We start from the raw sequence: 26,151 nt of genomic DNA on the forward strand, positions 1-26,151 counted from the left end.
CCCCCGCCCGCCCCGGGAGGGGTGGGCGGGGGGCCCGCGCGGGGGCGGCCGCTCAGCGGAGGGCGTCGGCGACGACCCCGGCGGCGGCCGCGATGAGCTCGTCGCGGCGTTCGGCGTCCTCCTCCTCGCGGCTGGACATGACGGCCACCACGATGGGCTCGTCGCCCTCCCGGGGCCACAGCAGGCCGATGTCGTTGCGGGTGCCGTGGCTTGCGGCGCCGGTCTTGTCGCCGACGGTCCAGCCCTCGGGCACGCCCGCGCGGATGGTCGCGTCGCCCGTGGTGTTGCGCAGCAGCATGTCCACCAGCACCTCGCGGCGGTCCTCGGGCAGGACGTCGCCCAGCGTGTACGCCCGCAGGCTGGTGGCCATCGCCCGCGGGGTACTGGTGTCGCGGACGTCGCCCGGGGTGTACTCGCTCAGGTCCGGCTCCCAGCGCTCGGCCTCGATCACCTCGTCGCCGATCCCGCGCAGCGCGTCCTCGAACCCCTGCGGGCCGCCCAGCTCCTCCAGCGCCAGGTTGGCGGCGGTGTTGTCGCTGTAGCGGACCGCGGCGTCGACGACCTCCAGGAGCGTCATCCCCGTGTCCACGTGCTGCTCGGTGATGGGAGTCCACCCCACCAGGTCGTCCTCGGTGTAGGTGACGACCCGCTCCATCTCCTCCAGGGTGTTGCGCTCCAGGAGCGCCCCCGCGGACAGGGCCTTGTGGGTGGAGGCGTACGCGAACCGCTCATCGGCGCGGTGGGCGATCTCCGCCCCGGTGCCGGTGTCGACCGCGTACACCCCCAGGCGGGCGTCGAACTCCTCCTCCAGGGCGGTCAGCTCCGCCGAGACGTCGACGGGCGCGGCGGAGGCGGCGGAGGCGGGCGCGGACGGCGACGGGGACGGGGCCGCCGCGGGTTCGGGGCCGGCGCCCCCGCAGCCGGCCAGCGGGAGCAGGGTCAGCAGGGCGGCCGGGGCCAGGTGTCGCACGGAACGGGTCATCGCTCAAAGGATCCATTCGTGTTCGGAGGGTGTCCGTGTGGGGGCGCGGGCGGCCGCCGGCCGCCCGCGCCCCCCGGGGGGAGTCAGCCGAGTTCGTCGGCCACGATCTCGGCGGCGTCGGCGACGAGCTCGTTGATCGGCTCCGCGTCCTTGGCGTCCTGCGCGGTGAAGACGGAGATGACGATCGGGTCGGCGCCCTCCTCCGGCCACACGACCGCGATGTCGTTGCGGCCGCCGTAGCCGGCCGAACCGGTCTTGTCGCCGACGGTCCAGCCCTCGGGCACGCCCGCGCGGATGGTGTCGTCGCCCGTGGTGTTGCGGACCAGCAGGTCGATGAGGACGTCCTGCTTCTCCTCGGGCAGGGCGTCGCCCAGCGTGTACGCCTCCAGGCTGTCGGCCATCGCCCGCGGGGTGCTGGTGTCGCGGACGTCGCCCGGGGTGGCCTCGTTGAGCTCGGTCTCGTAGCGGGCGGGCTCGGTGACATCGTCGCCGATCGCGCGCAGGTCCTCCTTGAAGCCCTCCACGCCGCCGAGTTCGTCCAGGATCAGGTTGGCGGCGGTGTTGTCGCTGAAGCGCACCGCGGCGTCGATGATCTCCATGCGGGTCATCCCGGTGTCGACGTGCTGCTCGGTGACGGGGGAGTACTCCACCAGGTCGTCCTCGGTGTAGGTGACCACCTCCTCCATCTCCTCCAGGGTGTGCTCGGCGAGCAGCGCCCCCGCGGCCAGGGCCTTGAAGGTGGAGGCGTACGCGAACCGCTCATTGGCGCGGTAGGCGACCTCCTCGCCGGTGCCGGTGTCGACGGCGTAGACGCCGAGGCGGGCCCCGTACTCGGCCTCCAGGGCGGCGAACCCGGGGTCGGCCGAGGGCGACTCCGAGGGCGCGGCCGACGCGCTCTGGGGCTCGGCCTCGGAGGTGCCGCAGGCGGTGAGGGCCAGCAGCGCCAGGGTGGCGGCGGCCGGTCGCAGTCCGTTGAGACGGGTGGTGCGGGTGAGCATCGGTGGTGCCTTTCGTCTGCGGATGAGCGTGCCGGGTCCGGGGAACGCCGGGCCGGTGCGGCCTCGCCAGCAGTCTGTCCCCCGAGACCTCATGCCGTCCAAGACGGCAATCGCCGTTTCCATGCGTTTCCGGCATAATCTCGGCTCATGGATCTGGTCGGTGCCTGTCGGGCCTTCGTGTACGTGAGCGATCGGGGCGGTTTCACCCCGGGCGCGGCCGCCGCGCGCATTCCGCAGCCGGTGGCCAGCCGCCGGGTGGCGGCCCTGGAACGCCATCTGGGCGGCCAGCTGTTCGACCGGTCCACGCGCAGGGCCGTGCTGACGCCGTTCGGGCGGGAGGTGCTGCCCGCGGCGCGGCGCCTGGTGCGGTTGGCGGAGGAGCTGGAGTACGACGCCGAACGGGCCCGGCACAGCCCCCTGCGGCTGGCGGTGCCGGAGACGTGCGCGACACGGGACCTGGCGGCGCTGGGCGCCGCGGGGCGCGACGCGGGGCTGCGGCTGGACTTCCGGCCGGGGCCGCCCGCGGTGCGCGCGGCGGCGCTGCGCGACCGCGAGGTGCGGGCGGCGGTGGTGGCGGTGCCGCCGGTGGACGCGGCGTGGCGGGTACCGCTGGGGGTGGGCTCGGCGACGGCGTTCGAGGTGCGGACCCTGTACCTGGGGACGCTGCGGGTGGGGCGCGGGGAGCGCCCCGGCGGCGGCCGCCGGCTGTGGATCCAGCCGGAGGACGACGTGCCGCACGTGCGCGATCCGCTGTCGCGCTCGCGCGACGCCCTGGGGCTGGGGCCCGGACAGGTGCTGGTCGCGTCGTCCCTGGCGGACGCGGCGACGGAGGTCCTGGTCCGCGGCGACCTGCTGCTGTGCCCGGCGGGACAGGCGGAGGCGCTGGGGCTGTACTGGTGCGCGCTGGGCGAGCCGGTGGTGGAACGCGGCTACGATCTGGTGGCCCAGGGGCAGGAGGAGACGGAGCGGCTGCGGGCTCCGCTGGCCGCGGCCCTGGCCCACTGCCTGGACGCCGTCCCCGACCCCGCCGTTCCCGCCGCCCCCGAAACCGCCGCCGTCCCCGACCCCGGGAGGACCCCGTGACCGTCGCCACCACCACCGCCCTGCTGCGCGGGCTGCGCCGTGAGCTGGAGGAGGGGGGACTGCGGGGCTCCTTCCTGGTGCGGGACCTGCGGACGGGGGAGGAGATCGGGATCGAGCCCGAGGAGGAGTTCCCGTCCGCGTCGCTGGTGAAGGTGCCGCTGGCGATCGCCGTGCTGGAGCGGGTGCAGACCGGGGAGCTGGACGGGGCGGAGCAGGTCCCCGTGGACCCGGGGAGGGTGGAGACCTTCGGGCCGATCGGCATCTCCCGGTTCCGCCACCCGGCCCGGGTGGCGGTGGAGGACCTGGTCTACCTGAGCACGTGCCTGAGCGACGGCGCGGCCGCGGACGCCCTGCTGGCGCTCACCCCGCCGGAACGGGTGGCGGCCTCGCTGCGGGCGGCGGGGATCGCGGGCATCACGGTCCGGCACACGATGGAGGAGCTGCACCACACGCCGGTCGACCGGCTGAACCCCGACGAGGGGCACCTGGCGCACAGCCTGGCCATCGAGGCGGGGACGGCGGGGCGGGGGCACCGGATCCCGCAGCTGGACGTGGCGCGCGCGAGCACGGGGTCGGCGCGGGCCTTCACCGACCTGCTCCAGGCGCTGTGGACCCCGTCGAAGATCCACCCGGAGGTGGCGGCGCGGGTGCGGGGGCTGATGGCGCACAACGTGCTGCGGCACCGCCTGACCCCGGACTTCGTGTCGGACGCCACGACGTGGTCGTCCAAGACGGGGAGCCTGCTGAACCTGCGCCACGAGGTGGGCGTGGTGGAGCACGCCGACGGCGCGGTGTTCGCGGTGGCGGCCCTGACGGAGTCCCGGGTCCCGGCGGTGCACCAGCCGGGCGCGGAGGCGCTGATGGCACGGGTGGCGCGCACCCTGCGCGACCGGCTCCGGTCCGGGTGAGGCGGCCCGGCCGGGTCACAGCGGGTGCAGGCCGGCGGCGGCGTGGCGGCGGACCACCTCGGTGAGCCGGTCCAGGGCGGGGGAGCGCAGGTTCCAGCGCTGCCAGTAGAGGCGGACCTCGACGGGGTGGTCGGGGGCCAGGTGGACCAGCTCCCCGGCCTCCAGGGCGTCCCGGCACTGCCCCTCGGGCACGGCGCCCCAGCCCATGCCCAGGTGGACGGCGCGGGCGAAGTCCTGTGAGGCGGGGATGTAGTGGCGCGGCCCGCTCGGGGCCAGGCCCAGGGTCTCGCGCAGGAAGCGGTCCTGGAGGTCGTCGCGCCGGTCGAAGGTGACCATGGGCGAGCGCGCCAGGAGTCCGGGGTCGCCGCGGCCGCCCAGGTGGCGGTCGTCGAACTCCGGCGTGCACACCACCAGGTAGCGCAGGACGCCCAGCCCCTCCACGGTGCAGCCCTGGACGGCCTCGGGGGTGGAGGTGACCGCGGCCATGACCGTCCCCGAGCGCAGCAGGGACGTGGTGTGCTCCTCGTCCTCGCGGTGGACCTCGAACGCCACCCCGAGCTCCCCGGCCACGACGGCCAGCGCCTCCAGGAACCAGGTGGAGAGGCTGTCGGCGTTGACGGCGACGGGCAGCCGTCGGTCCCCCTCGTCCGCGCCGAGCTCTCCCAGGGCGTCCTCGTCGAGTACCAGGACCTGGCGGGCGTGGCGCAGGACCACGTCCCCGGCCGGGGTGGTGGCGACCGGTGTGGTGCGCCGGACCAGCACCTTGCCGACGGCCTGCTCCATGGCCCGGACGCGCTGCGACACCGCCGAGGGGGTCACGTGCAGGGCCCGGGCGGCCGCCTCGAAGGTGCCCTCGTCCACCAGGGCGGTGAGGGTGCGCAGGTGCTCGAACTGGAAGGGCATCTTAAGCCTCTCTTAGGGGTTCTAAGAAAGTTTAGCTTTACTGCACATCGGTCGCGGGCCTAGCGTTCTCTCCGTGAACGCGACTCTTCTCCCCGCGATGCTCGGTCTGGGTACCGGGCTCGCCCTCATCGTGGCCATCGGCGCCCAGAACGCCTTCGTCCTGCGCCTGGGCATCTCCGGGCGCACCGCCACGGTCCTGCCGGTGGTGCTGGTCTGCTCCCTGTCCGACGCGCTGCTCATCACGCTGGGCGTGCTGGGCATCGGCGCGGTGATCACGGCCCTGCCCGGGCTGGTGACGGTGGTCCGGGTACTGGGGGCGGGGTTCCTGCTCGTGTACGGGGCGATGGCGGCCCGGCGGGCGCTGCGCCCGGACGGCGGCTCGCTGGAGGCGAGCGCGGGCGAGGTGGTGGGGCGCGGCGCGGCCATCGCGACCGCGGTGGTGCTGACCTGGCTCAACCCGCACGTGTACCTGGACACGGTGCTGTTCCTGGGCTCCCTGGCCAACCAGTACGACGGGGCCCGCTGGTGGTGGGCGGCCGGCGCGGTCAGCGCCAGCTTCCTGTGGTTCTTCTCCCTGGGCTTCGGCGCGCGGCTGCTGCGGCCGGTGTTCGCCCGCCCGGGGGCGTGGCGGGTGCTGGACGGGGTGATCGCGGTGGTCATGCTGGCGCTGGGGGCGCGGATGGCCCTGGGCGGCTGACCGGGAACAGCGGCGCCCGGCTCCGGTCGGCGGAGCCGGGCGCACGGTCGGACCTCAGGCGCGGCGGTAGCGCAGCATGGTGGCCTGGGAGTCGAACACCCGGGACTCCACGAGCTCCAGGCCCAGGCGGCCGACGGAGGCGGGGAAGGCGGGCTTGCCGCCGCCCAGGACGACCGGGTGCACGAAGACGCGGTACTCGTCGACGAGCCCGTGCCGGGTGAGGTCGGCCGCCAGGGCCGAGCCGCCGAACAGGACGAGTTCCTCCCCGGCCGCCTTGAGCTCGGCGACCTTGTCCACGCCGTCCACCACCCGGGTGTTCCAGTCGGCCTTGTCCAGGGTGCGCGACACCACGACCTTGGGCTTCTCCCGCCAGACGGGGGCGAAGGCCAGGTCGTGGGGGTCGTCGGAGTGCTTCTCCGCCTCGGGCCAGAAGCCCGACATCATGTCCCAGACGACCCGGCCGTAGAGGAAGGCGTCGGCGCGCTCGCCCAGGGCCCGGGAGTCCTCGGACAGCTCCGGCCCCATGACCGGCCAGTCGAACTCTCCGTTCGGGCCCTCGATGTAGCCGTCGAGCGACTGGTGGACGAAGTAGGTGAGCTCGGCCATGGGGGCTCCTGCGGGTTCGGTGCCCGGTCCTGTCCGCCGGGCGCGCGCCCACGCTAACGCCTCCCTGCGACAACCGGCCCCTCCTCCCCCCCCGACAGCGCGGCGCCCCGCCCCGGACGGTCCGGGGCGGGGCGCTCGGCGGCGGGCTCAGCCCGCGGTCTGCGGGCTCCGGCCGGGACCTGAGTCCTCGGCCTCGGCGACGACCTGTTCCACGGGTTCGGGCAGGTCCAGGCTGTCGCGCAGGCGCACGCGGGGCAGCAGGACGCCGACGAGGACGCCCACCACGGCGATGCCGGTCGCGACGAGGAAGATGTCGCCGGTGGCGGAGCCGTAGGCGCCGGCGACGATGTCGCGGAGGAAGGGCGGCATGGCGTCCAGGTTGAGGGTGCCGCTGCCGGACGCGGCGGCCCCCGAGGCGTCCACCCCGGCGGCGGCCAGGCCCTCGGTGATGCCGGTGGCGACCCGGTTGGCCAGGACGGCGCCCAGGACGGAGACGCCGATGGTGCCGCCCAGGGAGCGGAAGAACGTGATGGCGCCGCTGGCGGCGCCCAGCTCGCGCAGGGGCACCGAGTTCTGCACCACCAGGACCAGGTTCTGCATGGACAGGCCCACGCCGGTGCCCACCAGGAGCATGCCCAGGCCCACGTAGGGCAGGGGGCTCTCGGCGTCGATGGTGGACAGCAGGAAGAACCCGACGGACAGGGTCACCAGACCGGTCATCACGTAGGACTTGACCCGGCCGGAGCGGGAGACCATGCGCCCGGAGACGGTGGAGGAGACCAGGACGCCCAGCATCAGCGGAATGGTGAGCAGGCCGGCCTCGGTGGGCGAGTAGCCGCGGGCGAGCTGGAAGTACTGGCCCAGGAACACGGCGCCGCCGAACATGGCCATGCCCACGGCGACGCTGGCCAGGATGGCGACGGCGGTCTCGCGGCGCACCACCAGGTGCAGCGGGATGACCGGCTCCGACACCCGGGACTCGACCCACACGGCCAGGCCGAGCAGGAGCGCGGCACCGCCGACCATGGCGGCGCTCTGCCAGGAGATCCAGGCGAAGTCCCCGCCGACGAAGGTGATCCACAGCAGCAGGACGCTGACCCCCGCGGCGATGAGCGTGGCCCCCACGTAGTCGACCTTGGTGTCGGGGCGGCGCACGTCCTCCAGGTGCAGGGTGCGGGCCAGGACGACCATGGCGACGAGCATGAAGGGAACGCCGATGAGGAAGCACCAGCGCCAGCCCAGCCAGGAGACGTCGGTGATGGCGCCGCCGATGAGGGGGCCGCCGACGGTGGCCACGGCCATGATGGCGCCGATGTAGCCGTTGAACCTGCCGCGTTCCTTGGGGCTGACCAGGCTGCCGATGACGACCTGGACGAGGACCTGCGAGGCGCCCATGCCCAGGCCCTGGAGGGCGCGGAAGGCGATCAGCTGGCTGGTGGTCTGGGCCAGGCCGCACAGCAGCGAGGCGACGATGAAGATGACGATGGAGAGCTGTAGCAGCCGCTTCTTGTCGAAGAGGTCGGCGAGCTTGCCCCAGACCGGGGTCGAGGCGGTGGAGGCCAGCAGTGCGGCGGTGACGACCCAGGTGTACTGCGACTGGGTGCCGTTGAGGGAGCCGACGATCTGGGGGAGGGCGACCGAGACGATCGTGCCGCTGAGCATCGTGACGCCCAGGACCATGAGCAGCCCGGTGAGGGACCGGAGGACGGTCGGGCGGGCCCCGGTATCGGATAACGGACGTGCTGCGCTCACATGCACCCCTGCGAAGAAAAGTAAACGGAGTTGACCTGCTCACCAGCATACATGCACACCGCGCAAATATGCCTTCAGGGCAATTTTTCAGTCCGTGTAACATGTCACCATGGACGTCTCCCCCGGTCTGCGCGAACGCAAGAAGGAGCGGACGCGGCTGCGCATCCACCGGGCCGCGCTGCGACTGATCGTCGAACGCGGCCTGGACGCCGTGACCGTCGAGGAGATCGCCGCCTCCGCCGAGGTCTCCCGGCGCACCTTCTCCAACTACTTCGCGGGCAAGGAGGACGCCTGCCTGTACGGCGACACCGCCCACATGGAGGACTTCCTCACCGTCCTGCGCACCCGCCCCGCGCACGAGTCGGCCTGGACCGCCCTGCGCGCCACCGTCCGCACCGTCTACGACACCCGCGACCTGTCACCGGACCGGGAGTGGGCGCAGAGCACCCGCCTGGCCCTCAAGCACCCCGCCCTGCTGGGACGGCGGCTGGCCGGGCAGCAGGGGTTCCTGCACGAGATGGCCGCGCTCCTGGGGGACCGCGCCCTGCCCGCCGGGATGCACCGCCCCGGACTGCTGGCGTCGGTGTTCCTGTCCGCCCTGCTGCACGCCCTGCACGAGTGGACCCAGGAGGGCACCGGCACCCTGGACGAAGTGGTGGACTCCGTCCTGGACGAGGTCGGCGCCGCCTTCACCGATCCCGCACCGCCGCCCTGATACTGGGGGCATGGACGAACGCCCGCCGCTGCCCGCCACCACCTCACCGCAGGAGGGCGCGCGCACCCCGGCCGCCGCCGTCCTGCCCGCGGGGAGCCTGGAACAGCACGGCCCCCACCTGCCGCTCACCACCGACACCCTCATCGCCTGCGCCCTGGCCGAACGCGTCGCCGAAGCCCACGCGCTGCGGCTGCTGCCCCCGCTGGCGTTCGGCTGCTCCCACGAGCACGCCGCCTGGCCCGGCACCGTCAGCGTCTCGGCGGCCACCCTGCACGCCCTGGTCACCGACATCGCCGACTCCCTGGGCGGCGTCCCGCTGCTGATCGTCAACGGCCACGGCGGCAACCACGTGCTCGCCAACACCGTCCAGCAGTCGGGCGGGCGCATGGCCCTCTTCCCCGGACCCGGCGAATGGGAGGCCGCCCGCACCGCGGCGGGCATCACCACCACCAACGACCAGGACATGCACGCCGGGGAGCTGGAGACCTCCGTGCTGCTGCACACCCACCCCGACCTGGTCCGCCCCGACTACGCGCGGGCCGACCACCGGGCCGACGAACGCGACCACATGGGCACCCTCGGGCTGGCCGCCTACACCGCCAACGGAGTGGTGGGCCTGCCCTCACGGGCGAGCGCCGCCAAGGGGGACGCCCTGCTCGCCCACCTCACCCGGCGGGCCGCCGGACACCTGGCCGCCCTGGAACAGGCGCGCCGCCGCCACGGCGACGCCCGGTAGCGCCGCCACCAGCGCCAGCACCCCGTAGACCACCGACACCGTCAGGCCCTGGCCGGCCCCCAGCCCGGCGGCGCCGAACGCCGCCGCCGTGGCGGCCTCGCGCGGGCCCCACCCGCCCACGTTCACCGGCAGGCTCATCGCCGCCAGCGCCAGCAGCGCGAGCGGCACCAGCCGCGGCGGCGGGGCGTCCACACCCGCCAGGTGGGCGGCCACCAGGAACAGGGCCACGTGCCCGGCCAGCGCCGCCGCCGACAGCGCCAGCACCGCCGGGGCCCGCCCCAGCAGCCCGGCGCGCACGTCGCGGACCGTCGAGGCCAGGAGCCGGCCCGGGCGGGAGTCCCGGAGCCGGGGGAGGAGGGCCGCCGCGGCGAGCAGGGCGGCGACCGCCGCGAGGAGCAGCAGGGAGGAGACCGCCGCGGCCCGGCCCGGACCCCACAGGGCGGAGGGCAGGGTGAGCACCAGCACCGCCACGGCCAGGCACAGCACCACCTGCCCGGCCAGGCGTTCCAGCACCACGGCGCGCACCCCGCGGCCCAGGTCGCCGTTGGCGCGGCCGTGGCCGACTGCCCGGTGGGCGTCGCCCAGGAACCCGGCGGGCAGCACCGCGTTCAGCAGCAGCGCCAGGTAGTAGTCGGCCACCGCCCGGGCCGGGGACAGCCGCAGGCCCACCGCCCGCGCCACCACCAGCCAGCGGGACGCGCACAGCACCGTGGTGACGGCGCCCAGGGCCAGGGCCGCGGCGACCGCGCCGGCGTCCACCACCGCCAGCGCGGCCGTGAACGCCTCCAGCGGGTACCACCACAGCACCCCGCCCAGGATCAGGGCGCCCGCGCCCGCCCGCAGCACCGCGCCCCGGCGGCGGCGCCACCACCCCCGCGCGCCGGGGACCGGTGCGCCGCGGGCACCGGCACCGCCGGGGGCGGCGGGCGCGTGCGGGGGCGGGCGCAGCGTCACGACCGGTCCCCGGGGGGCATGAGCAGCAGGTCGTCGTGGTGGACGACGACGGTCAGCCGCTCCCCGTCCAGCTGCTCCCGGCGGCGGGCGAGGTAGTCCTCCAGCGGCAGGCGCGGCTCCTGTTCGGCGGCGGCGCCCACCCAGCCCTCCAGCCACATCCGGGTCACCGGCGCCGGGTCCGGCCCCAGCCGCCACGGGCTGGGGAAGGTCGTCGCCCGGTACCCCCGGCGGGCGAACGCCTCGATCGCGGCCTCCACGGCGTCGGGGCCCAGGCGCCCGCCCCGGCGCTGGTGGGCGTTGAACGCGGCGGCGACCGCCGCGTCCAGCGGGTCCTCCGGGGTGAGCACCACCCGGCCCGCCACCGACAGCGTGAACCAGGCGGGGCGGCCGGTGCCCGCGACCGCGTCGGCGACGGTGAGGACCTCCTCCCCGGTGAGGACGTCCAGCAGGGCCGAGCCGGCCACCAGCGTGGCCCCCGCCAGGTCGTCCGGGCGCAGCCGGGCCAGCTCCAGCAGGCGGGCCTCCACCCGGGGCGCCGGGACCCGGCCGCCCGCCAGGGCCAGCAGGCGCGGGTCGCGGTCGAACAGCATCCAGTGCCGCACCCCGGCCAGGCGCGGGACGGTCCAGCGGGCCAGCGACCCGGTGCCGCAGCCCAGGTCGGCGACGACGGCGCCGTGCGCCGCCAGGGCCGGCAGCGGGCCGCGGGAACGGGCGCGGGCGTCGGCGCCCTCGCGGGCGGCCAGCCAGCGCGGTGTGAACTCCTGGGTGTCCGCGGTGCTCACGGGGTCACCTCCCGGTCGAGGACGGCGCTCACCGAGCGGGCCGTCTCCTCCCATCCTGCCAAGTCGGCGCGGCGCCGGCGGGCCGAACGCCGAAGCCGTTCCCGCAGCGCCGGATCGGTGAGCCAAAGGCGCAGCGCACGGGCCAGGGCGTCCGGATCCCCGGGCGGGACGAGCAGGCCGGGCCGGGCGCCGGTCCGGTCGCGCCCCAGGGCCTCGGGCACCCCGCCCACGCCGGAGGCCAGGACGGGGACGGCGCGGGCCAGGGCCTCGGTGACGACCATGCCGTAGGTCTCGGCGCGGGTGGGCAGCACCAGCAGGTCGGCCGCGGCGTAGGCGGCGTCCAGGTCGGCGCCGGCGAGCGGGCCGGGCAGGGACACGCGGCCGCCCAGGGGCCGGGCCGCCTCCCGGACCCGGGCCGCCCACGCGCCGCCGCCGGCGGCGGGCAGGCCGGGGCAGGCACAGGTCCAGGGCAGGTCGCGCACCCGGTCCAGGGCGGCGAACAGGAGGTCGTGGCCCTTGCGGGGCGTGGGGGAGGCCGCGCACAGCAGCCGCGTCCCGTCGCCGGGGACGGCCTCGGGGGCCGGGTCCACCCCGGGCGGGGCGACGGCCACCCCGCTCAGGCCGTGGCGGGCGGCCAGGTCCCGGGCCGCCGCCGCGCCGGTGGCGATGACGGCCGCCGCGCCGCGCAGCACCGCCCGCTCCCGGGCCTCCAGGTCGGCGGCCTCGGCGGGGGCCAGGCCGGTCTCGTCGGCCAGCGGCAGGTGGACCAGCACCACGATCCGCGACCGCCCGGCCCACGGCAGGACCGCCTCCGGCACACCGCAGGCCACCAGGCCGTCCAGCAGCACCGTCGACCCCCGGGGCAGGCCCGCCAGCAGCCGCTCCAGGCCCGCCCGGTCACGCTCGTCCGGCCGCGGCCACGCCCCGGGCACCTCCACCCGGTCCAGGCCCAGGACCTCGGCCAGGCGCAGGTCGTAGGTGTGGCCGCCGCTGGGGGCGGAGGGCTCGGGCACCACGAAGACGGTCAAAGGTCCCTCTCGTAGGAGGCCCACGCCACGTGCGACTCGTGCAGCGTCACCGCCACCCTCGCCAGCCCCCGGGCCGGGGCGTCCAGCCGCTCCACCAGCCGGTCGGCCACCACCCGGGCCAGGAACTCGGTGGTGGTGTTCACCCCGGCGAACCCGGGCACCTCGTCCAGGTTGCGGTGGTTCAGCTCCCCCACGATCCCGGCCAGGACCCGGGAGAACTCGCCGATGTCCACCACGACCCCGTCGGCGTCCAACTCCGCGCGGTACACGGTGGCGTCCACGACGAACGTCGCGCCGTGCAGGGCCCGGGCGGGCCCGAACACCTCGCCGCGGAAGCTGTGGGCGACCATCATGTGGTCGCGGACCGTCACACTGAACACCGGGGGTCCTCCCAGGGGTAGACGATGCGGTGGCACAGGGCGGGCAGGGAGCCGTCGGCCAGCCGCGGCAGCACCGACGGCAGGTCCTCGAAGGCGCTCTCCCCGGTCAGCAGGGCGTCGAAGGCCGGGTCGGCGAGCAGCCGCAGGGCCAGCCCCAGGCGTTCGGCGTGGTCGTAGCGGGAGCGGCGGGCGGGCGAGATCATCCCGACCTGGCTGGCGCGCACGGCCAGCCGCTGGGAGTGGAAGTCCCCGCCCAGCGGCAGGATGACGCGCCGGTCCCCGTACCAGCTCAGCTCCACGACCTCCCCCTCGGAGGCGAGCAGCTCCAGGGAGCGGGTCAGCCCGGCCTCGGTGGCGCTGGCGTGGAAGACCAGGTCGCAGTCGCCCATGGCCTCGGCGGGCGCGGCGAACCCCACCCCCAGCGCGTCGGCGGTGCGGGCCCGCCCGGGGTCCACGTCCACCAGCTGCACCCGCGCGCCGGGGATCCGCGAGGCCAGGCGGGCCACACAGCAGCCCACCATCCCGGCGCCCACCACGGCGATGCGGTCGCCGACGAGGGGGGAGGCGTCCCACAGGGCGTTCACGGCCGTCTCGACCGTGCCGGCCAGGACCGCCCGCTCGGCGGGCACCCCCTCGGGCACCGGGAAGACCGCGTCGGCCGGGACGGTGAACAGGTCCTGGTGGGGGTGGAGGCTGAACACCGTCCGCCCCACCAGGTCGCCGGGCCCCTCCTCGACGGTGCCCACGTTGAGGTACCCGTACTTGAGGGGGCCGGGGAAGTCCCCCTCCTGGAAGGGGGCGCGCATCACCCGGTACTGGCCGGGCGGGACGCCGCCGCCGAACACCAGGGTCTCGGTGCCGCGGCTGATCCCGGAGCAGCGGGTGCGCACCAGCACCTCGCCGGGCCCGGGGTCGGCCAGGGGCTCCTCGCGGATCTCCCCGTGGCCGGGGGACCGGATCCAGAACGCCCGCGCTGTCTGCGCCATGGTCCTCCTCGTCTGGCTCGTGGACGCTGTCCGTCCCACCCTCTCAGCCGTCAGGCCCGGTCGCGGTGCAGCCGGGCGATGTCGCGGCCGAAGGACCACACCAGCAGGGCCAGGGCGGCGGCGACCACCGCCGCGGCGGCCGCGGTCGGGACCACCGGTGCCAGGGCGGCCACCAGCGCCACCCCCTGGACGGCGGCCACCGCCTTGCGGGCCCGACTCGGCGGCAGCGGCGCGGCCAGCCAGGGCGCCCACCGGGCGGCCGCGGCGAACACGTACCGCATGGCGCCGATCCCCAGGGTCCAGGGGCCCAGCAGCGGTGCGGCGGCCAGGCTCAGGACCAGCAGCAGGAACGCGTCGGCCTCCATGTCGAAGCGGGCCCCGAAGGCGGTGGCCGTGCCGGTGCGGCGGGCCACCGGCCCGTCCACCAGGTCCCCGGCCAGGGCCAGTGAGGCCACGGCCACCACCGGCCAGGGGGCGGCGCCGTCGGCCAACAGCCCGGCGGTGGCGGCGATGAGGGTGCACCGGGCCAGGGTGATCGCGTCGGCGGGCCCGAACCGGTGCCGGGCCCGCGCGGCGGCCCGCGCCACCAGGGCGGCGCCGGCACCGGCGACAGCTGCGGCGACCGCCCAGCCGGCCGGGCCCAGCCCGACCGTGGCGGTCAGCACCGCCAGCACCGCGAGCTGTCCCGCCGCCGCGCAGGCGAGTGCCCGGTGCGGTGAGCGCCGGTCCGGGCCGCGGCCGGGCGCCGGCGGCGGCGCGGGCGCGGTGGCGGCGGGCTCAGGCATCGGGCAGCTCCGGCGCGGGCAGGTCGTGCCCCAGCCGCTCGCGCTTGGCCACCAGGTAGGGGAGGTTCTCCGGCCGGACCGGGGCGAGCAGGCGTTCGCGCACGGCGACCTTGACCCCGTGCGTCTCCAGGGCGCGCGCCTTGTCGGGGTTGTTGGACAGCAGCCGTACCGACCGCACCCCCAGGTGGCGCAGCACCCGGGCGGCGGGGCCGTAGTCGCGCACGTCCACGGGCAGGCCCAGGACGGTGGCCGAGTCGACGGTGTCGAGCCCGTCGGCGTCCTGCAGGGCCAGGGTGCGGACCTTGTCGAGCAGTCCGATGCCCCGGCCCTCGTGGCCGCGCAGGTACACCACCACGCCCCGGCCCGCGGCGGTGACCACCCCGACGGCGGCCGCCAGCTGGTCGCCGCACTCGCAGCGCAGGGCCCCGAACACGTCGCCGGTCACGCACTCGGAGTGGATCCGGACGGGGACCTCGTCGCGGTCGCGGACCTCGCCGTGCACCAGGGCCAGGTGCTCCCCGCGGTCGCCGGGATCGCGGAAGGCCACCAGGCGGAACGGCCCCCACCGGGTCGCCAGTTCCGCCTCGGCGGCCTCGTCCAGCGCGTCGTCGTTCATCTGCGATCCCCTCGGGCCGTGTCTGCAAGGGACTGCGGACGGGGGAGCCGCTCGGCCTGTTCTCGGACCCGCCCGGTACAACCAGCGCCTGCCCGGGCTTTCGCGATCCGAAACGCGTGTGCTACCTGCCGCCCACTCCCATCAGCCCGTCCGCCAGGGAGCGGCGTGCCACGAGGTAGACGACGAACAGCGGGACGGTGGAGACCACGACCGCGGTGAGCAGCCCGGGCACGTCCACCCGGTACTCGCCCTGGAACTCGTACAGGCCCATCGTGATGACCCGCCGGCCGGCGGACTGGGTGAGGATGAGCGGGAAGAGGAACCCGTTCCAGGCCTGGAGCGCGGAGTAGACGGCGACGGTGCCCAGCCCGGACCGGGACATGGGGACGACCAGCTGCAGGAAGGTGCGCACCGGCCCGGCGCCGTCCAGCGCCATGGCCTCGTACAGCTCCTCGGATATGTCGCGCATGGACCCGACCAGGATCAGGACGCACACCGGCAGGGCGAAGGCGGCGGTGGGCAGCACGATCGCGGTGAGGGTGTCGTACAGCCCCAGGCGGACGATGATGAGGTAGACGGGGATGATGACGGCCTGGGCGGGGATGGCCAGGCCCAGCAGGAACACGCGGAAGGCGGCGTCGGTGACGCGGGTCCGCGAGCGCACGACCGCGTACGAGGTGGTGGCGGACAGGACCACGACCAGGGCGACGACGGCGAGGGTGACCAGGGCGGTGTTGCCCACGAACCCGAGCAGGCCCTTGTCGATGGCGGCGGCGTAGTTGCCCAGGGTGGGGTCCGAGGGCAGGGCCAGCGGGCCCTCGGGCACGTAGTTCTCGCCGCGCTGGATCGTGGCGACGAGCAGGGCGTACAGCGGCAGCGCCACCACGACCAGCCAGACCAGGGCGCCCAGCCCGCCCAGGACGTTGGGGCGCTCGCCCACGCCCCGGTACCGGACCGGTGCGCCGCCGCGCGCCCGCCGGGGCGCGGCCGTGCGGCGCCCCTCCACAGCGGTGCGTTCCTCCACGACGCTCACATCCCCTCCCTGGTGCTGCGCATCGAGCCGAACCCGGTCAGGCGCACCATCACCAGGGCGATGAGGGTCGCGACGATGACCAGCGTGAACGCGATCGCGCTCGCGTAGCCCAGCTCCCAGCTGCGAAAGCCCGCCCGGAACATCAGGTACGGGACGATGGTGGTGTCGGTGCCCGGGCCGCCGTCGGTCATGATGAGCACCGTGTCGAAGTAGGTGAGGGACCCGACGACCATCAGCACCGAGGAGGTGGTCATCGTGTTGCGCAGCTGGGGCAGGGTGATGTGCCAGAACATGCCCAGCCGCCCGGCCCCGTCCATGCGCGCCGCCTGGTAGAGGGTCGCCGGGATCTGCCGGGCCCCGCCCTGGTAGAGCAGCATGTGCAGCGGGATGAACTGCCAGGCGGCGACGAACACGATCACCCAGAACGCGCTGCCGCCCCCGCCCAGCGGGTCCAGGGTGCCCAGGCCCAGGGCCGGTCCCAGCCAGGCGGGCGGGCCGAAGTTGGGGTCCAGCAGGGCCCGCCAGATGATGGCCACCGCCGCCGAGGACAGCAGCAGCGGCAGGAAGAAGACCGCGGACAGGATCGCGCGGCCGCGCTGGCGCCCGGCGGCCCACACGCCCAGGAGCAGGCTGATCGGCGTCTGGAGGGCCCAGCTGGCGACGGTCAGCAGCAGGCTCAGGCCCACGGCGCGGTGCATGAGCGGGTCGCCGGCGAGCCGGGTCCAGTTGTCGAGCCCGGCGAAGGCGGGGGTGCCCAGCCCGCCCCAGTGGGTGAAGGACAGGTACGCCACCAGCAGCATGGGCAGGGCGGCGAACAGCGCGAAGAACACGACGCCCGGCAGGGCCCACAGGGGGCCGGGCCGCCCGGTGCGGGGGGCGGCCCGGCCCTGGGTGCGCGCGCTCACAGGGCGGCCAGGGCGTCGACGAACTCCTGCGGGGTGCGCTGCCCGTTGAACAGGGCCTCGATCTCGGTGACCATCGGGGTGGCGACCTCGGGGGTCAGGGCCTGGTCCCAGGACAGCTGGAAGTGGGGGGCGTCGCGGACCAGCTCGTACTGGAAGACGGCGAACTCCGGGTTGGGGCTGTCGGCCAGGACCTCCTCGGCGTCGGCGGTGGTGGGCACCTCGCCGTTGGCGACCATGTCGGCCACGTACTCGTCCTGGGCGGTGTAGGAGAGGAACTCCAGGGCGTGCTCCAGGTGGGGGCTGTCGGCGGTGACGGAGAAGTAGTTGGTGGGGTTGCCGACGATGTTGGCGGGGTCGCCCTCGCCGCCCGGGATGGGCGGGAAGGCGACGTAGCCCAGGTCGTTCTCGGCGAACTCGCGGGCCTGGTCCAGGTGGGTGGAGTACTCCCACGACCCCATCAGGTGCATGGCTGCGCGGCCCTCGGAGAGCAGGGTGGAGGCGCCGCCCTCGGTGTAGCTGACCGAGGCGTAGGAGTCGCCGAAGGCGCCGCGGTCGACCAGGTCGGCGACCATCTCGGCGGCCTCCAGCACGGCCGGGTCGCGCCAGCCCTCGGAGTCGCCCTCGGCGATGCGGGCGAACACCTCGGGGCCGCCGATGCGGTCCACCAGGTACTGCAGCCACATCTGCTCGGTCCAGGGGTCGGCGCCGGCCAGGGCGAAGGGGGTGACGCCGGCCTCGGTGAACTCGTCGACCAGGGTCAGCACGTCGTCCCAGGTCTGCGGGGGCTCGACGCCGACCTCCTCGAAGACGGCCCGGTTGTAGAAGAGGACGACGGGCTGGGTGCCGCGCAGGGGGATGCCGTACTGGACGCCGTCGACCTTGCCCGACTCCAGGACGGAGGGCAGGAACGCCTCGGCGAGTTCGGGGTCCTCGGCCAGGAGATCGTCGAGGGGTTCGAGCAGGCCCTGTTCGGCGTAGGGGGCGATGCTGCCCGAGCCCCAGTTGAAGAACACGTCGGGCCGCTGCGGGGAGCCCATGGCGGTGCGCAGGCGTTCGACGTAGTTGTCGCCGGGCACCTGGTCGATGACCGCCTGGACGCCGTCGGCGCCCTGGTCGGCGTTGAAGCGTTCGACGGCGCCCTCCTGCACGACGACGAGGGTGTCCTGGTACATCCACACGTGCATCTCATCGGAGCCCTGGGCGGCTCCCCGGCCGCCGCAGGCGGTCGCGGTGAGCAGGGTGAGCGCGGCCAGTGCGGCGGCCGTGCCGACTCGGGGGGTGGTCATCGCGTATCCCTTGGTCGAAACTTTCGGAATTTATTCCGAAACTTGTGGTGCCCGAATGTACGACGCGGCGTGAACCACGTCAATATCCGTTGTGGCCCCGATCACCACCGAATCGGGAGCGGCGGTGCTGAACAGCGCCGGGGCGCGTAGTATCGGGCGGCGTGAGTACTCAGTCGAACCAGGAAGCCCCCGACGGAGCGATCACCGGGCCGGTGACCATCGCGAAAATTGCGGAGGCCGCCGGGGTCTCCGTCCCGACCGTCTCCAAGGTCCTCAACGGCCGCGCCGACGTCGCCGAGGACACCCGGGCCCGCGTGGAGGAGCTCATCCGCACACACGGGTACCGGCGCCGGCGCGCCTCCGGGGGAGGCCGCTCCGCCCTCATCGACCTGGTGTTCCACGAGCTCGACAGCGCCTGGGCCATCGAGGTGGTGCGCGGGGTGGAGAACATCGCCCGCGAGGAGGGGCTGAGCGTCGTGCTCACCGAGTCCGGCGGCCAGACCCCGCGCGACGACTGGGTCGACGCGGTCCTGGCCCGCCGCCCCACCGCCGTCGTCCTGGTCTTCTCCGACCTGGCCGCCGAGCAGCGCACCCGGCTGTCGGCGCGCGGCATCCCCTTCGTGGTGGTCGACCCCGCGGGGGACCCGGGGCCCGACATGCCCGCGGTGGGCTCGGCCAACTGGAGCGGCGGGCTGGCCGCCACCCGCCACCTCGTCGACCTGGGGCACCGGCGCATCGCCGTCATCGGCGGACCTCGCGAGGTGCTGTGCAGCAAGGCCCGCATCGACGGCTACACCTCGGCCCTGGACGCCGCGGGCATCCCCGTGGACCCCGAGCTGATCCGGCACGGGGACTTCCACGTGGAGAGCGGGCGCGACCGCGGCCGGGAGCTGCTCGCCCTGGACGACCCGCCCACGGCGGTGTTCGCCGGCAGCGACCTCCAGGCCATGGGCCTGTACGAGGCCGCGCGCGAGCTGGGGGTGCGCATCCCCGAGGACCTCAGCGTCGTGGGCTACGACGACCTGCCGGTGGCCCGCTGGGTGGGGCCGCCGCTGACCACGGTCCGCCAGCCCCTGACCGAGATGGCGGAGGAGGCCACCCGCATGGCCCTGGTGCTGGCCCGCGGGGGGCGCCCGGCCAACCTGCGCCTGGACCTGGCCACCGCCCTGGTCGTGCGCGGCAGCACCGCGCCGCCGCCCCTGCGCTGAGCGCTACCCGGCCTGTCCGGCCTGTCCGGCCTGCTCCGGTTGGTCGGGCAGGGTCACGGCGATCTCCCCGCCCAGGGAGTGGCCGCCCTCCAGCTTGAGGCGGTCCCCGCTCCAGAACCGCCCCGGGTCGTAGTACCCGGGGCGGCGCCCGGCGGGCAGCAGCCCCATCGCCTCGTAGGTCAGGGCGATGACCTCGGCGCAGTAGGCCGACTCCAGGGCGCGCTCGGAATGCCCGGCGTCCTCGCCGCGGCGCAGGAAGGAGGGCAGGCGCAGGGGCAGCCGCCCGCGCGCCCACCGCCCGGCCATCTGCGCGGTGGAGGGGAAGGGGGTGCCGTCCAGGCGCGCGATCGCCCGCAGCACGGCGTCCTCGGCCTCCCGGCCCACCTCGGGGTCGATCTGGCGCAGCCAGCCGCGCTGGCCGTACTTGCGCCCCCACACCAGGACGGCGTCGCGCAGGTCGTGCAGCTGCACGCCGCGCTGGTGCCTGCCGGTCCACATGTCGGGCAGGGAGCGGCCCAGTTCGGCGTGCCACATCAGCGGGGGCAGGTCCTCGATGACCACCGACATGCCCACGTGGTTGACGGGGCTGTTGGTGGTGATCTGGATGGCGCGGTCGGCCGCGCTCGTTCCGCGGAACACCCACACATCGCCGGTGCGGGTCAGCTCCAGCGCCCGGTCCAAAGAGATCTCGCTATCGGCCACACCGCTAGCCTAGGCACATGCGATGGTGGAAAGTACTCGGAGCGGCGGCTTTCGTGGGTGTGGCGGCCACGGGCGTGGCGATCGCCCGCGCGGAGCGCCAGCGCCGCGCCTACACCCCCGACCAGGTCCGCGACCGGCTGCGGGACCGCGTGGCGCAGGTCTCCGACACCGCCGACCAGGCCCCCGACCAGGACGTTCCCCCGGAGGCCGGGCAGGGGAGGGCGGGGTCGGCGCTGAGCCGGCTCGCGCGCCGCGTGCGCGCTCTGGCCGCGCGCCTCCGGCGCCGGTCCCCGGCTCCCACCGGCCGCTGAGGCCGGTCCGCGCCCTGCGGGGCGTGGCCGGATCCGGTCACCCCCCGCGCGTGTCCCGCGCCCCCCGTACCGCCGCGACGATCCGCTCCGCCACCGCGGCGGGCTCCTCGTGCTCCCAGAAGCGCAGCACGGTCCAGCCGGCCTCGCCCAGGCGCCGGTCGGTGTCGGCGTCGCGCTCGCGGTTGGCGCGCACCTTCTCGGCCCAGTAGGCGGCGTTGGTGCGCGCCGTGGTGTGGTGCTCGGGGCAGCCGTGCCAGAAGCAGCCGTCGACGAACACCGCGATCCGGCGGCGGGTGAAGACCAGGTCGGCGGTGCGGCGCAGCGCGGGCAGCGGCCGGGCCGAGACCCGGTAGCGCAGCCCGGCGGCGTGCACCAGCCGCCGCACGGCCAGTTCGGGGCCGGTGTCGCGGCCCCTGTTCGCGCGCATGCTCTTGCGCACGCCCTCGTTGAGCGCCCTGGCGGGCCGGGGAACAGCCATGCGCCGCATCCTAGGCCGGCCCGGGCGGGCCGTTGCCGCCGCCGGATGTTACCGGCCGGTGTTACCAGTGGGTATTACTGACTGGTAGGTTTGCCGCTGGTGCGGCGGGCATGCCGTTCCCATGGCCTTCGAGGGGGGAGTGCGGTGCGTCGGGACGCCCTGATCCGGATCCGGCCGGTGCCCGAGGCGGGCTTCCGGCTGTTCGTCCTGCACCACGCGGGCGGTTCGGCACAGGCGTACCGCCCCTGGGTGCGCCACCTGCCCGACGACTGGGACGTGTGCCTGCTCCAGGCCCCCGGCCGTGAGGGCGACGACACCGCGTTCCGCGACGCCCGCGCGCTGGCCCGGCACCTGTACGCCCTGATCAGCGCCGACCACGACCGGCCCTTCGGGCTGTTCGGGCACAGCATGGGCGCGCTGGCCGCCTACGAGACCGCGCTGCTGGCCCTGGCCGGGGACGGTCCCGCGCCCGCCTGGCTGGGGGTCTCGGGCTGGAGCCCGGCTCCGGGGCCGGAGTGGATCGAACCCCGCCACCTGCTGCCCGCCGACCGCCTGCGGGCGGGGCTGGCCCGGATGGGCGGCACCCCCGCGGCCACCCTGGAGGACCCCGAGCGGTGGCGGGCCGCCGAACCGCTGATCCGCGCCGACCTGGAGTTGGTCGACACCTGGCGCCCGCGCCCGGACACCCCGCCGCTGCCGATACCGGTCTCCGCGCTGGCCGGGGCCGAGGACGCCGGGATGCCGCCCGCGCGCATGGACGCCTGGCGCGAGCACGTGACCGGTCCGCTGGTGCGGCACACCCTGCCCGGCGGGCACTTCTACTTCGTCGGCCGCATCGGTGAGGTGGCCGGGCTGATCACCGCCGACGTCCGCGCCGCCGTCGGGGCCGACGCCTAGAGTCCGTTCCCGAGCGCTCTACCGCGGCGCAGGGCGGGGGCGGCGCCGGTCGCGGGCCGTCCGCGGCGGTCCGGAAGAACGCGGTCTAGGAGGGCAGGTCGCCCGTGGCCAGGGCGACGGTGGCGGCGGCCGACGGTGCCGCGCGGTGCGCACCCGGCACGGCGCTGAACGTCCTGTGCGGCTCCGGCCCGGGCACCTGCGCCGGGCTGGCCCGCGACCTGGCCGCCGCCGACACCTCCGGCGACTTCACCACCGGGACCCGGGCCTGGCTGGACGGGCTGATCGGGCGGGGCCGCTACACCGAGGACGTGTGGGCCGGGTGAAGCGGGGCGCCCGGGCCCGTCCCCCACGGCGGACCCGGGCGCGCGGTCCCGGCCGGGTGGCGGGGGAGTCGGCCGCGGCGCCCCCCACGACTGGGAGCGCTCCCAGGCCGGGATTCCACGATAGGCGATCCGAAGACCCTGGGTAAAGAGGGGATGACGAACCGTTTCCCCCGGCTTGGGCCGGAGCGGGTAGGCCGGGCCCCGGCCGGGACCCGGCGCCCTGCCCCAACGGATGCCCACTCTTGTCCCCCGACCCCTGTCCCGGTGCTCGCACGGCCGCTACCGTTGTGGTATGAGCCTTGAGCTGCCGACCGAACGACTCCAGATCAGGGAGTGGGAGCTGGACGACGCCGAAGCCGCCCTGAAGATCTACGGGGCCGCCGAGGTGGCGCACTGGCTCACGCCGGAATGGCAACCGGTGAACGACGCGAACGCGATGCGCTCGGTCCTGCACGCCTGGATCGAGGCCGGACCCAACCTCATCCCGCCCGCCGGGCGCTGGGCCATCGTCCGCAAGGAGGACGGCGAGCTGGTGGGCGGGCTGTCCCTCAAACTCCTGCCGCCCTACGAGGAGGACTTCGAGCTCACCTGGGCGCTGCGCCCCGACGTGTGGGGGCAGGGGTACGCCACCGAGGCGAGCCGGGCCGTCATCACCTGGGCCTTCGGGCAGGGCATCGAGGAGATCTTCGCCGTCGCCCGGCCCAACAACGTGCGCGCCGTCGGGGTGGCCCGGCGGCTGGGCATGGAGTGGGTGGGCGAGACCGAGAAGTACTACGACATGCGCCTGCAGGTCTTCCGCCTGCGGCCGAGCTGACGGATCGGGACGAGGGCGGCCCGCCGGGACCGGAGCAGGGTCCCGGCGGGCCGCCCGCGCGCGCCGGTTCAGCCGAGGTGGCTGCCGATGCGCTCGGTCTCCTCCTCGGACAGCCGCAGCGCGGCCGCCGCCACGTTCTCCTCCAGGTGCGCCACCCGCGAGGTGCCGGGGATGGGCACCATCACCGGTGAGCGGTGCAGCAGCCAGGCCAGCGCCAGCTGCACCGGGGTGACCCCGCGCTCGGCGGCCATCGCCGCCAGCGGCGAGTCCGGCCCGGCCAGCGCGCCGCGGTCCACCGGGGCCCAGGGCAGGAATGCGATCCCGTCCTTCTCGCACTGCTCCAGCACGTCCTCCGACTCCCGGAAGGAGGGGGCGTACTGGTTCTGCACCGAGGCGATCGGGGTGATGGCGCGGGCCGCCGACAGCTCGTCCACGCTCACCTCGCTCAGCCCGATGTGGCCGATCTTGCCCTCGGCGCGCAGGTCGGCCAGCTCGCCCAGCTGGTCGGCCAGCGGCACCTCGGGGTCGATGCGGTGCAGCTGGAACAGGTCGATGCGCTCCAGCCCCAGGGTCCGCAGGCTCATCTCCACCTGCTGGCGCAGGTACTCGGGGCGGCCCAGCCGGTGCCACAGGCCCGGACCGGTGCGCACGAACCCGGCCTTGGTGCCGATGACCAGGCCCTCGGGGTAGGGGTGCAGGGCCTCGCGGATGAGCTGTTCGCTGATCTGCGGGCCGTAGGAGTCGGCGGTGTCGATGAAGGTGACGCCCAGTTCGACGGCCCTGCGCAGGACCGCCAGCGCCTCGTCGCGGTCGCGGGGCGGCCCCCACACCCCCTCGCCGACGATCCGCATGGCGCCGAAGCCGAGCCGGTGGATCGGCAGGTCGCCGCCGAGGGCGAGGGTCCCCGAGAGGGCGGCGGGCTCCGCCGCGTCGTACTGGTCGGTCACGGATGTCCCTTTCGTGTGCGGCCCACCGCCGGGAACGCGGCCGGGCCGGTGTTCCGGGCAGGATCTCAGGAGGCGGCGGCGCCCGCAAGGCGCCACGGAAGCCCCGCCCGGACCGGGCTCAGGAGAAGTCGGCGCGGTGGTCGGCGGCCCACTGTGCGTAGGTGCGCCCCCTGCGGCCGGTGATCTTCTCGTAGTCGGAGGAGACCAGGCCGGAGGGGTCCCAGCCGTCGGGGGCCTCCCACAGCAGCCAGTCGCAGATCTCCGGCGGGACGCCCTGGGAGATCCACAGTTCGCGGGCCTCCTCGTTGCTCAGGTGCACGAACCGGATCTCGCGGCCCAGGGCCGCGCCGATGGCGGCGGCGCGTTCGGCGGCGGTGACCGTCTCCGGACCGGTGAGGGTGTACGCCTTCCCGTGGTGGCCGGACCCGGTGAGGGCGGCGACGGCGGCGTCCGCGAGGTCGGCCTCGTGGACCGGGGCCCAGGGGCGGTCGCCGTGCGGGGCGCGGACGACGCCTTCGGCGCGCACGGATCCGCTGTAGGAGTCCAGGTCGTTGGCCATGAACTCGCCCGCGCGCAGGTGGGTCCACTCCAGGCCGGAACGCTCCACCGCCTCCTCGACCGGGCGGTGGTGGCGGTAGCCGAAGTCCGTGTCGTCGCCGTCGGAGACCGAGGTCGAGGACAGGACGACCACTCGCCGGACCCCGGCCCGGCGCATCAGGTCCACCACCGCCGCGGCGGTCTCGGCGACGGGGAACAGGAACACGGCGTCCACGCCGTCGAAGACCCCGTCCAGGGTCGCGGGGTCGGCGAGGTCGCCCGCCGCGACCTCGACCCCGGCGGGGAACGTGCGGCGGGACGGGTCGCGGGTGAGGGCGCGGACGCGCAGTCCGCGTTCCCGGAGCTCCGGGACGACCAGCCCGCCCACGGTGCCGCCGGCGCCGGTCACCAGGACGTGTTCGATCTTTTCGGAATTCTTGTTATTCATAGTGGGACAGTAGTGTCCCACTATGGAAGCATGCAAGTCCCTTATGGGAGGAGGGGGTAGGTTGGCGCCATGACGACCACCGACAACCCGAGGTCAGGGGCCCGCAACCGGACCCGGCGCGCCATTCTGGCCGCCGCGGCCTCCGTCCTGGGCCGGGACCGCAACGCCCCGATGGCCGCCGTCGCCGAGGCCGCCGACGTGGGTCGCAGTACCCTGCACCGCTACTTCCCCGACCGGGAGAAGCTCGTCGAGGCGACCTTCGAGGACTCCATCGCCGAACTCGGCCGGGTCATGGAGCAGGTGCGCCCGGAGGAGGGTCCGGCGGAGGAGGCGCTGTGCCGGGTGGTGAACGGGCACGTCGAGGTCGGCGACCGGATCCTGTTCGCCTTCGGCGACACCGCGACCGTGCGCCGCTACGGCGGACTCCGCTCCGGCGAGCCCGAGGAGCCCGAGGTGCTGGTGCGGCTGTTCGAGCGGGGCCAGGCCGAGGGGGTCTTCGACCCCGACGCCGACCCGGCCTGGCTGGTGCACGTCATGTGGGCCCTGCTGTTCACCGGCCTGGAACGGGCCCGGGCCGGGCGGATCTCCCCGCAGGCCGTGGCCTCCCTGGTGCTGCGCACCCTGGAGAACGGCGTCACCGCCCGCCGGTGAGGCCCCGTGCGCGTGTCAGGGGGCGGCCACGGTGACGGGCGGGGTCAGGGTGACGCGGCGCCGGCCGCAGGCGCAGTGCTGGTAGGAGACCAGGCCCTCGCTGGTGGTGTGGGCGGATTCGGTGGTCCAGAGGTGTTCGTGCTCGGTACGCATGCCGCCAGTCTGATGTAATGGCATTATGCATATCAACCCTTACGGCCAGGATCCGGTGGGACTCGCCGTCGACCTGGTCAACCGGCCCCCGGAGGACGCGGACGACCTCGCACGGCGCTGCGCCGAGGTGGGGTTCGTCCTGGAACGCGAGGTCGGTGCGGACGACCTCGCCCGGGTCCGCGCCTTCCTCCGGGAGTGGACCGGTGTGGTCGACGCCGCCGACCCCCCGGAGCGGGCCGACCGCCTCAACCCGCTGCTCGTCGAGTTCGCGTCCGCGCCGCGCCTGACCGACCACACCCGTGACGGCTGGCACCTGCACTACCGCCCCGACGACCTGCCGGCCCACCGCCAGATCGCCGCGCTCATCGCGGTGGGCACCGCCCTGCACCTGACCGGGCGGGGCATGGACCGGCTGGGCCGGTGCGCCGCGCCCGACTGCGACCGGGTCTTCGCCGACTTCTCCCGCAACGGCCGCCAGCGGTACTGCTCGCCCGCCTGCGGCAACCGCGACGCCGTGCGCCGCCACCGCGCCCGCCGCCGGGCGTAG

Annotated in this window: 32 protein-coding genes; 12 read left to right on the forward strand and 20 right to left on the reverse strand. The window is 75.1% G+C overall.

Annotated features, from left to right (window positions below):
• Positions 1-52: 52 nt before the first annotated feature.
• Positions 53-982 carry a class A beta-lactamase gene (gene bla / locus ABZ249_RS18500; RefSeq protein ID WP_355264172.1) on the reverse strand — a complete coding sequence of 310 codons (930 nt, stop codon included), beginning with the start codon at positions 980-982 and terminating at the stop codon, positions 53-55.
• A gap of 83 nt (positions 983-1,065) precedes the next feature.
• Positions 1,066-1,980 carry a class A beta-lactamase gene (bla, locus tag ABZ249_RS18505; protein ID WP_355264175.1) on the reverse strand — a complete coding sequence of 305 codons (915 nt, stop codon included), beginning with the start codon at positions 1,978-1,980 and terminating at the stop codon, positions 1,066-1,068.
• Positions 1,981-2,127: 147 nt separating this feature from the next.
• Here bla (ABZ249_RS18505) and ABZ249_RS18510 point away from each other — a divergent pair, with 147 nt between their 5' ends.
• Positions 2,128-3,063, forward strand: a complete 936-nt coding sequence (locus ABZ249_RS18510; protein ID WP_355264178.1) for a LysR family transcriptional regulator — start codon at positions 2,128-2,130, stop codon at positions 3,061-3,063.
• Positions 3,060-3,971 (forward strand): serine hydrolase, encoded by a 912-nt coding sequence (locus ABZ249_RS18515; protein ID WP_220561415.1) that lies wholly within the window; start codon positions 3,060-3,062, stop codon positions 3,969-3,971. The genes ABZ249_RS18510 and ABZ249_RS18515 overlap by 4 nt, the downstream gene beginning before the upstream one ends.
• A gap of 15 nt (positions 3,972-3,986) precedes the next feature.
• On the opposite strand, the gene ABZ249_RS18520 is transcribed toward ABZ249_RS18515, so the two are convergent.
• Positions 3,987-4,874: a LysR family transcriptional regulator ArgP gene (locus ABZ249_RS18520; RefSeq protein WP_355264181.1), complete on the reverse strand. Its 888-nt coding sequence runs from the start codon at positions 4,872-4,874 to the stop codon at positions 3,987-3,989.
• A 97-nt stretch (positions 4,875-4,971) separates the two neighbouring features.
• Here ABZ249_RS18520 and ABZ249_RS18525 point away from each other — a divergent pair, with 97 nt between their 5' ends.
• Complete coding sequence (locus tag ABZ249_RS18525; protein ID WP_355264607.1) at positions 4,972-5,571, forward strand: LysE/ArgO family amino acid transporter; 600 nt, start codon at positions 4,972-4,974, stop codon at positions 5,569-5,571.
• 54 nt (positions 5,572-5,625) lie between these two features.
• Here ABZ249_RS18525 and ABZ249_RS18530 read toward each other — a convergent pair whose 3' ends face one another.
• Positions 5,626-6,177, reverse strand: a complete 552-nt coding sequence (locus tag ABZ249_RS18530; protein WP_355264184.1) for a dihydrofolate reductase family protein — start codon at positions 6,175-6,177, stop codon at positions 5,626-5,628.
• Between the two features lie 147 nt (positions 6,178-6,324).
• The gene (locus tag ABZ249_RS18535; protein ID WP_355264610.1) at positions 6,325-7,857 is read right to left on the reverse strand and encodes an MDR family MFS transporter; all 1,533 of its coding nucleotides are present in this window, start codon (positions 7,855-7,857) and stop codon (positions 6,325-6,327) included.
• Between the two features lie 181 nt (positions 7,858-8,038).
• Here ABZ249_RS18535 and ABZ249_RS18540 point away from each other — a divergent pair, with 181 nt between their 5' ends.
• Both ABZ249_RS18540 and ABZ249_RS18545 read left to right on the forward strand, forming a co-directional pair.
• A complete protein-coding gene (locus ABZ249_RS18540) occupies positions 8,039-8,644 on the forward strand; it encodes a helix-turn-helix domain-containing protein (protein ID WP_355264187.1) in 606 nt (201 codons plus the stop codon).
• A gap of 10 nt (positions 8,645-8,654) precedes the next feature.
• Positions 8,655-9,380, forward strand: a complete 726-nt coding sequence (locus tag ABZ249_RS18545; protein WP_355264189.1) for a creatininase family protein — start codon at positions 8,655-8,657, stop codon at positions 9,378-9,380.
• On the opposite strand, the gene ABZ249_RS18550 is transcribed toward ABZ249_RS18545, so the two are convergent.
• The 10 genes from ABZ249_RS18550 to ABZ249_RS18595 all read right to left on the reverse strand — a co-directional run bounded on the left by ABZ249_RS18550 (position 9,267) and on the right by ABZ249_RS18595 (position 18,135).
• Positions 9,267-10,334 (reverse strand): lysylphosphatidylglycerol synthase domain-containing protein, encoded by a 1,068-nt coding sequence (locus ABZ249_RS18550; RefSeq protein ID WP_355264192.1) that lies wholly within the window; start codon positions 10,332-10,334, stop codon positions 9,267-9,269. The genes ABZ249_RS18545 and ABZ249_RS18550 overlap by 114 nt on opposite strands.
• Positions 10,331-11,116: an SAM-dependent methyltransferase gene (locus ABZ249_RS18555; RefSeq protein WP_355264195.1), complete on the reverse strand. Its 786-nt coding sequence runs from the start codon at positions 11,114-11,116 to the stop codon at positions 10,331-10,333. The genes ABZ249_RS18550 and ABZ249_RS18555 overlap by 4 nt, the downstream gene beginning before the upstream one ends.
• Positions 11,113-12,144, reverse strand: a complete 1,032-nt coding sequence (locus ABZ249_RS18560; protein ID WP_355264198.1) for a glycosyltransferase family 4 protein — start codon at positions 12,142-12,144, stop codon at positions 11,113-11,115. Before ABZ249_RS18560 ends, ABZ249_RS18555 begins: the two co-directional genes overlap by 4 nt.
• Positions 12,141-12,524, reverse strand: a complete 384-nt coding sequence (locus ABZ249_RS18565; protein WP_220561407.1) for a 6-carboxytetrahydropterin synthase — start codon at positions 12,522-12,524, stop codon at positions 12,141-12,143. Before ABZ249_RS18565 ends, ABZ249_RS18560 begins: the two co-directional genes overlap by 4 nt.
• Entirely contained in the window at positions 12,512-13,510 is a 999-nt protein-coding gene (locus ABZ249_RS18570) for a zinc-binding alcohol dehydrogenase (protein WP_355264201.1), read from the reverse strand. The genes ABZ249_RS18565 and ABZ249_RS18570 overlap by 13 nt, the downstream gene beginning before the upstream one ends.
• Before the next feature lie 50 nt (positions 13,511-13,560).
• On the reverse strand, positions 13,561-14,295 hold the full coding sequence (locus ABZ249_RS18575; protein ID WP_355264204.1) for a CDP-alcohol phosphatidyltransferase family protein: 735 nt from the start codon (positions 14,293-14,295) through the stop codon (positions 13,561-13,563).
• Positions 14,288-14,911: a GTP cyclohydrolase II gene (locus ABZ249_RS18580; protein ID WP_355264207.1), complete on the reverse strand. Its 624-nt coding sequence runs from the start codon at positions 14,909-14,911 to the stop codon at positions 14,288-14,290. Before ABZ249_RS18580 ends, ABZ249_RS18575 begins: the two co-directional genes overlap by 8 nt.
• Positions 14,912-15,032: 121 nt before the next feature.
• Positions 15,033-15,851, reverse strand: a complete 819-nt coding sequence (locus tag ABZ249_RS18585; RefSeq protein ID WP_355264613.1) for a carbohydrate ABC transporter permease — start codon at positions 15,849-15,851, stop codon at positions 15,033-15,035.
• Between the two features lie 89 nt (positions 15,852-15,940).
• Positions 15,941-16,849 (reverse strand): sugar ABC transporter permease, encoded by a 909-nt coding sequence (locus ABZ249_RS18590; protein WP_255646616.1) that lies wholly within the window; start codon positions 16,847-16,849, stop codon positions 15,941-15,943.
• The gene (locus tag ABZ249_RS18595; RefSeq protein WP_355264211.1) at positions 16,846-18,135 is read right to left on the reverse strand and encodes an extracellular solute-binding protein; all 1,290 of its coding nucleotides are present in this window, start codon (positions 18,133-18,135) and stop codon (positions 16,846-16,848) included. Before ABZ249_RS18595 ends, ABZ249_RS18590 begins: the two co-directional genes overlap by 4 nt.
• 200 nt (positions 18,136-18,335) lie before the next feature.
• Here ABZ249_RS18595 and ABZ249_RS18600 point away from each other — a divergent pair, with 200 nt between their 5' ends.
• On the forward strand, positions 18,336-19,343 hold the full coding sequence (locus tag ABZ249_RS18600) for a LacI family DNA-binding transcriptional regulator (protein WP_355264616.1): 1,008 nt from the start codon (positions 18,336-18,338) through the stop codon (positions 19,341-19,343).
• Positions 19,344-19,346: 3 nt separating this feature from the next.
• On the opposite strand, the gene ABZ249_RS18605 is transcribed toward ABZ249_RS18600, so the two are convergent.
• Complete coding sequence (locus ABZ249_RS18605; RefSeq protein WP_355264618.1) at positions 19,347-20,030, reverse strand: hypothetical protein; 684 nt, start codon at positions 20,028-20,030, stop codon at positions 19,347-19,349.
• A gap of 32 nt (positions 20,031-20,062) precedes the next feature.
• On the opposite strand from ABZ249_RS18605, the gene ABZ249_RS18610 reads away from it, so the two are divergent.
• Complete coding sequence (locus ABZ249_RS18610) at positions 20,063-20,356, forward strand: hypothetical protein (RefSeq protein WP_355264214.1); 294 nt, start codon at positions 20,063-20,065, stop codon at positions 20,354-20,356.
• Positions 20,357-20,393: 37 nt separating this feature from the next.
• On the opposite strand, the gene ABZ249_RS18615 is transcribed toward ABZ249_RS18610, so the two are convergent.
• A complete protein-coding gene (locus ABZ249_RS18615) occupies positions 20,394-20,834 on the reverse strand; it encodes a very short patch repair endonuclease (RefSeq protein WP_355264217.1) in 441 nt (146 codons plus the stop codon).
• Between the two features lie 144 nt (positions 20,835-20,978).
• On the opposite strand from ABZ249_RS18615, the gene ABZ249_RS18620 reads away from it, so the two are divergent.
• From ABZ249_RS18620 to ABZ249_RS18630, 3 genes are all read left to right on the forward strand, one after another.
• The gene (locus ABZ249_RS18620) at positions 20,979-21,731 is read left to right on the forward strand and encodes an alpha/beta fold hydrolase (RefSeq protein WP_355264220.1); all 753 of its coding nucleotides are present in this window, start codon (positions 20,979-20,981) and stop codon (positions 21,729-21,731) included.
• 104 nt (positions 21,732-21,835) lie between these two features.
• On the forward strand, positions 21,836-22,054 hold the full coding sequence (locus tag ABZ249_RS18625) for a hypothetical protein (RefSeq protein WP_355264223.1): 219 nt from the start codon (positions 21,836-21,838) through the stop codon (positions 22,052-22,054).
• A gap of 292 nt (positions 22,055-22,346) precedes the next feature.
• Positions 22,347-22,868, forward strand: a complete 522-nt coding sequence (locus ABZ249_RS18630) for a GNAT family N-acetyltransferase (RefSeq protein ID WP_355264226.1) — start codon at positions 22,347-22,349, stop codon at positions 22,866-22,868.
• A gap of 68 nt (positions 22,869-22,936) precedes the next feature.
• Here ABZ249_RS18630 and ABZ249_RS18635 read toward each other — a convergent pair whose 3' ends face one another.
• The gene (locus ABZ249_RS18635; RefSeq protein ID WP_220561397.1) at positions 22,937-23,815 is read right to left on the reverse strand and encodes an aldo/keto reductase; all 879 of its coding nucleotides are present in this window, start codon (positions 23,813-23,815) and stop codon (positions 22,937-22,939) included.
• Positions 23,816-23,933: 118 nt separating this feature from the next.
• On the reverse strand, positions 23,934-24,800 hold the full coding sequence (locus ABZ249_RS18640) for an NAD(P)H-binding protein (protein WP_355264230.1): 867 nt from the start codon (positions 24,798-24,800) through the stop codon (positions 23,934-23,936).
• Positions 24,801-24,869: 69 nt separating this feature from the next.
• On the opposite strand from ABZ249_RS18640, the gene ABZ249_RS18645 reads away from it, so the two are divergent.
• A complete protein-coding gene (locus ABZ249_RS18645; RefSeq protein ID WP_355264233.1) occupies positions 24,870-25,451 on the forward strand; it encodes a TetR family transcriptional regulator in 582 nt (193 codons plus the stop codon).
• Between the two features lie 15 nt (positions 25,452-25,466).
• Here the strand turns inward: ABZ249_RS18645 and ABZ249_RS18650 are convergent, their stop codons facing one another.
• Positions 25,467-25,604, reverse strand: a complete 138-nt coding sequence (locus ABZ249_RS18650) for a hypothetical protein (protein ID WP_220561394.1) — start codon at positions 25,602-25,604, stop codon at positions 25,467-25,469.
• Between the two features lie 25 nt (positions 25,605-25,629).
• Between ABZ249_RS18650 and ABZ249_RS18655 the strand changes: the two genes are divergently transcribed.
• Positions 25,630-26,151 (forward strand): CGNR zinc finger domain-containing protein, encoded by a 522-nt coding sequence (locus tag ABZ249_RS18655; protein ID WP_355264237.1) that lies wholly within the window; start codon positions 25,630-25,632, stop codon positions 26,149-26,151.

Origin of the sequence: Nocardiopsis sp. NPDC006139 (assembly GCF_040614155.1) — a bacterium.
Taxonomy (GTDB): Bacteria; Actinomycetota; Actinomycetes; order Streptosporangiales; family Streptosporangiaceae; genus Nocardiopsis; species Nocardiopsis changdeensis.

Coding starts and splice junctions, on each gene's coding strand:
- bla (WP_355264172.1), bottom strand. CDS start 982: ATGACCCGTTCCGTGCGACACCTGGCCCCGGCCGCCCTGCTGACCCTG.
- ABZ249_RS18595 (WP_355264211.1), bottom strand. CDS start 18,135: ATGACCACCCCCCGAGTCGGCACGGCCGCCGCACTGGCCGCGCTCACC.
- ABZ249_RS18510 (WP_355264178.1), top strand. CDS start 2,128: ATGGATCTGGTCGGTGCCTGTCGGGCCTTCGTGTACGTGAGCGATCGG.
- ABZ249_RS18525 (WP_355264607.1), top strand. CDS start 4,972: ATGCTCGGTCTGGGTACCGGGCTCGCCCTCATCGTGGCCATCGGCGCC.
- ABZ249_RS18655 (WP_355264237.1), top strand. CDS start 25,630: ATGCATATCAACCCTTACGGCCAGGATCCGGTGGGACTCGCCGTCGAC.
- bla (WP_355264175.1), bottom strand. CDS start 1,980: ATGCTCACCCGCACCACCCGTCTCAACGGACTGCGACCGGCCGCCGCC.
- ABZ249_RS18520 (WP_355264181.1), bottom strand. CDS start 4,874: ATGCCCTTCCAGTTCGAGCACCTGCGCACCCTCACCGCCCTGGTGGAC.
- ABZ249_RS18630 (WP_355264226.1), top strand. CDS start 22,347: ATGAGCCTTGAGCTGCCGACCGAACGACTCCAGATCAGGGAGTGGGAG.
- ABZ249_RS18530 (WP_355264184.1), bottom strand. CDS start 6,177: ATGGCCGAGCTCACCTACTTCGTCCACCAGTCGCTCGACGGCTACATC.
- ABZ249_RS18650 (WP_220561394.1), bottom strand. CDS start 25,604: ATGCGTACCGAGCACGAACACCTCTGGACCACCGAATCCGCCCACACC.
- ABZ249_RS18615 (WP_355264217.1), bottom strand. CDS start 20,834: ATGGCTGTTCCCCGGCCCGCCAGGGCGCTCAACGAGGGCGTGCGCAAG.
- ABZ249_RS18640 (WP_355264230.1), bottom strand. CDS start 24,800: ATGAATAACAAGAATTCCGAAAAGATCGAACACGTCCTGGTGACCGGC.
- ABZ249_RS18580 (WP_355264207.1), bottom strand. CDS start 14,911: ATGAACGACGACGCGCTGGACGAGGCCGCCGAGGCGGAACTGGCGACC.
- ABZ249_RS18535 (WP_355264610.1), bottom strand. CDS start 7,857: ATGGTCCTGGGCGTCACGATGCTCAGCGGCACGATCGTCTCGGTCGCC.
- ABZ249_RS18610 (WP_355264214.1), top strand. CDS start 20,063: ATGCGATGGTGGAAAGTACTCGGAGCGGCGGCTTTCGTGGGTGTGGCG.
- ABZ249_RS18575 (WP_355264204.1), bottom strand. CDS start 14,295: ATGCCTGAGCCCGCCGCCACCGCGCCCGCGCCGCCGCCGGCGCCCGGC.
- ABZ249_RS18540 (WP_355264187.1), top strand. CDS start 8,039: ATGGACGTCTCCCCCGGTCTGCGCGAACGCAAGAAGGAGCGGACGCGG.
- ABZ249_RS18545 (WP_355264189.1), top strand. CDS start 8,655: ATGGACGAACGCCCGCCGCTGCCCGCCACCACCTCACCGCAGGAGGGC.
- ABZ249_RS18570 (WP_355264201.1), bottom strand. CDS start 13,510: ATGGCGCAGACAGCGCGGGCGTTCTGGATCCGGTCCCCCGGCCACGGG.
- ABZ249_RS18645 (WP_355264233.1), top strand. CDS start 24,870: ATGACGACCACCGACAACCCGAGGTCAGGGGCCCGCAACCGGACCCGG.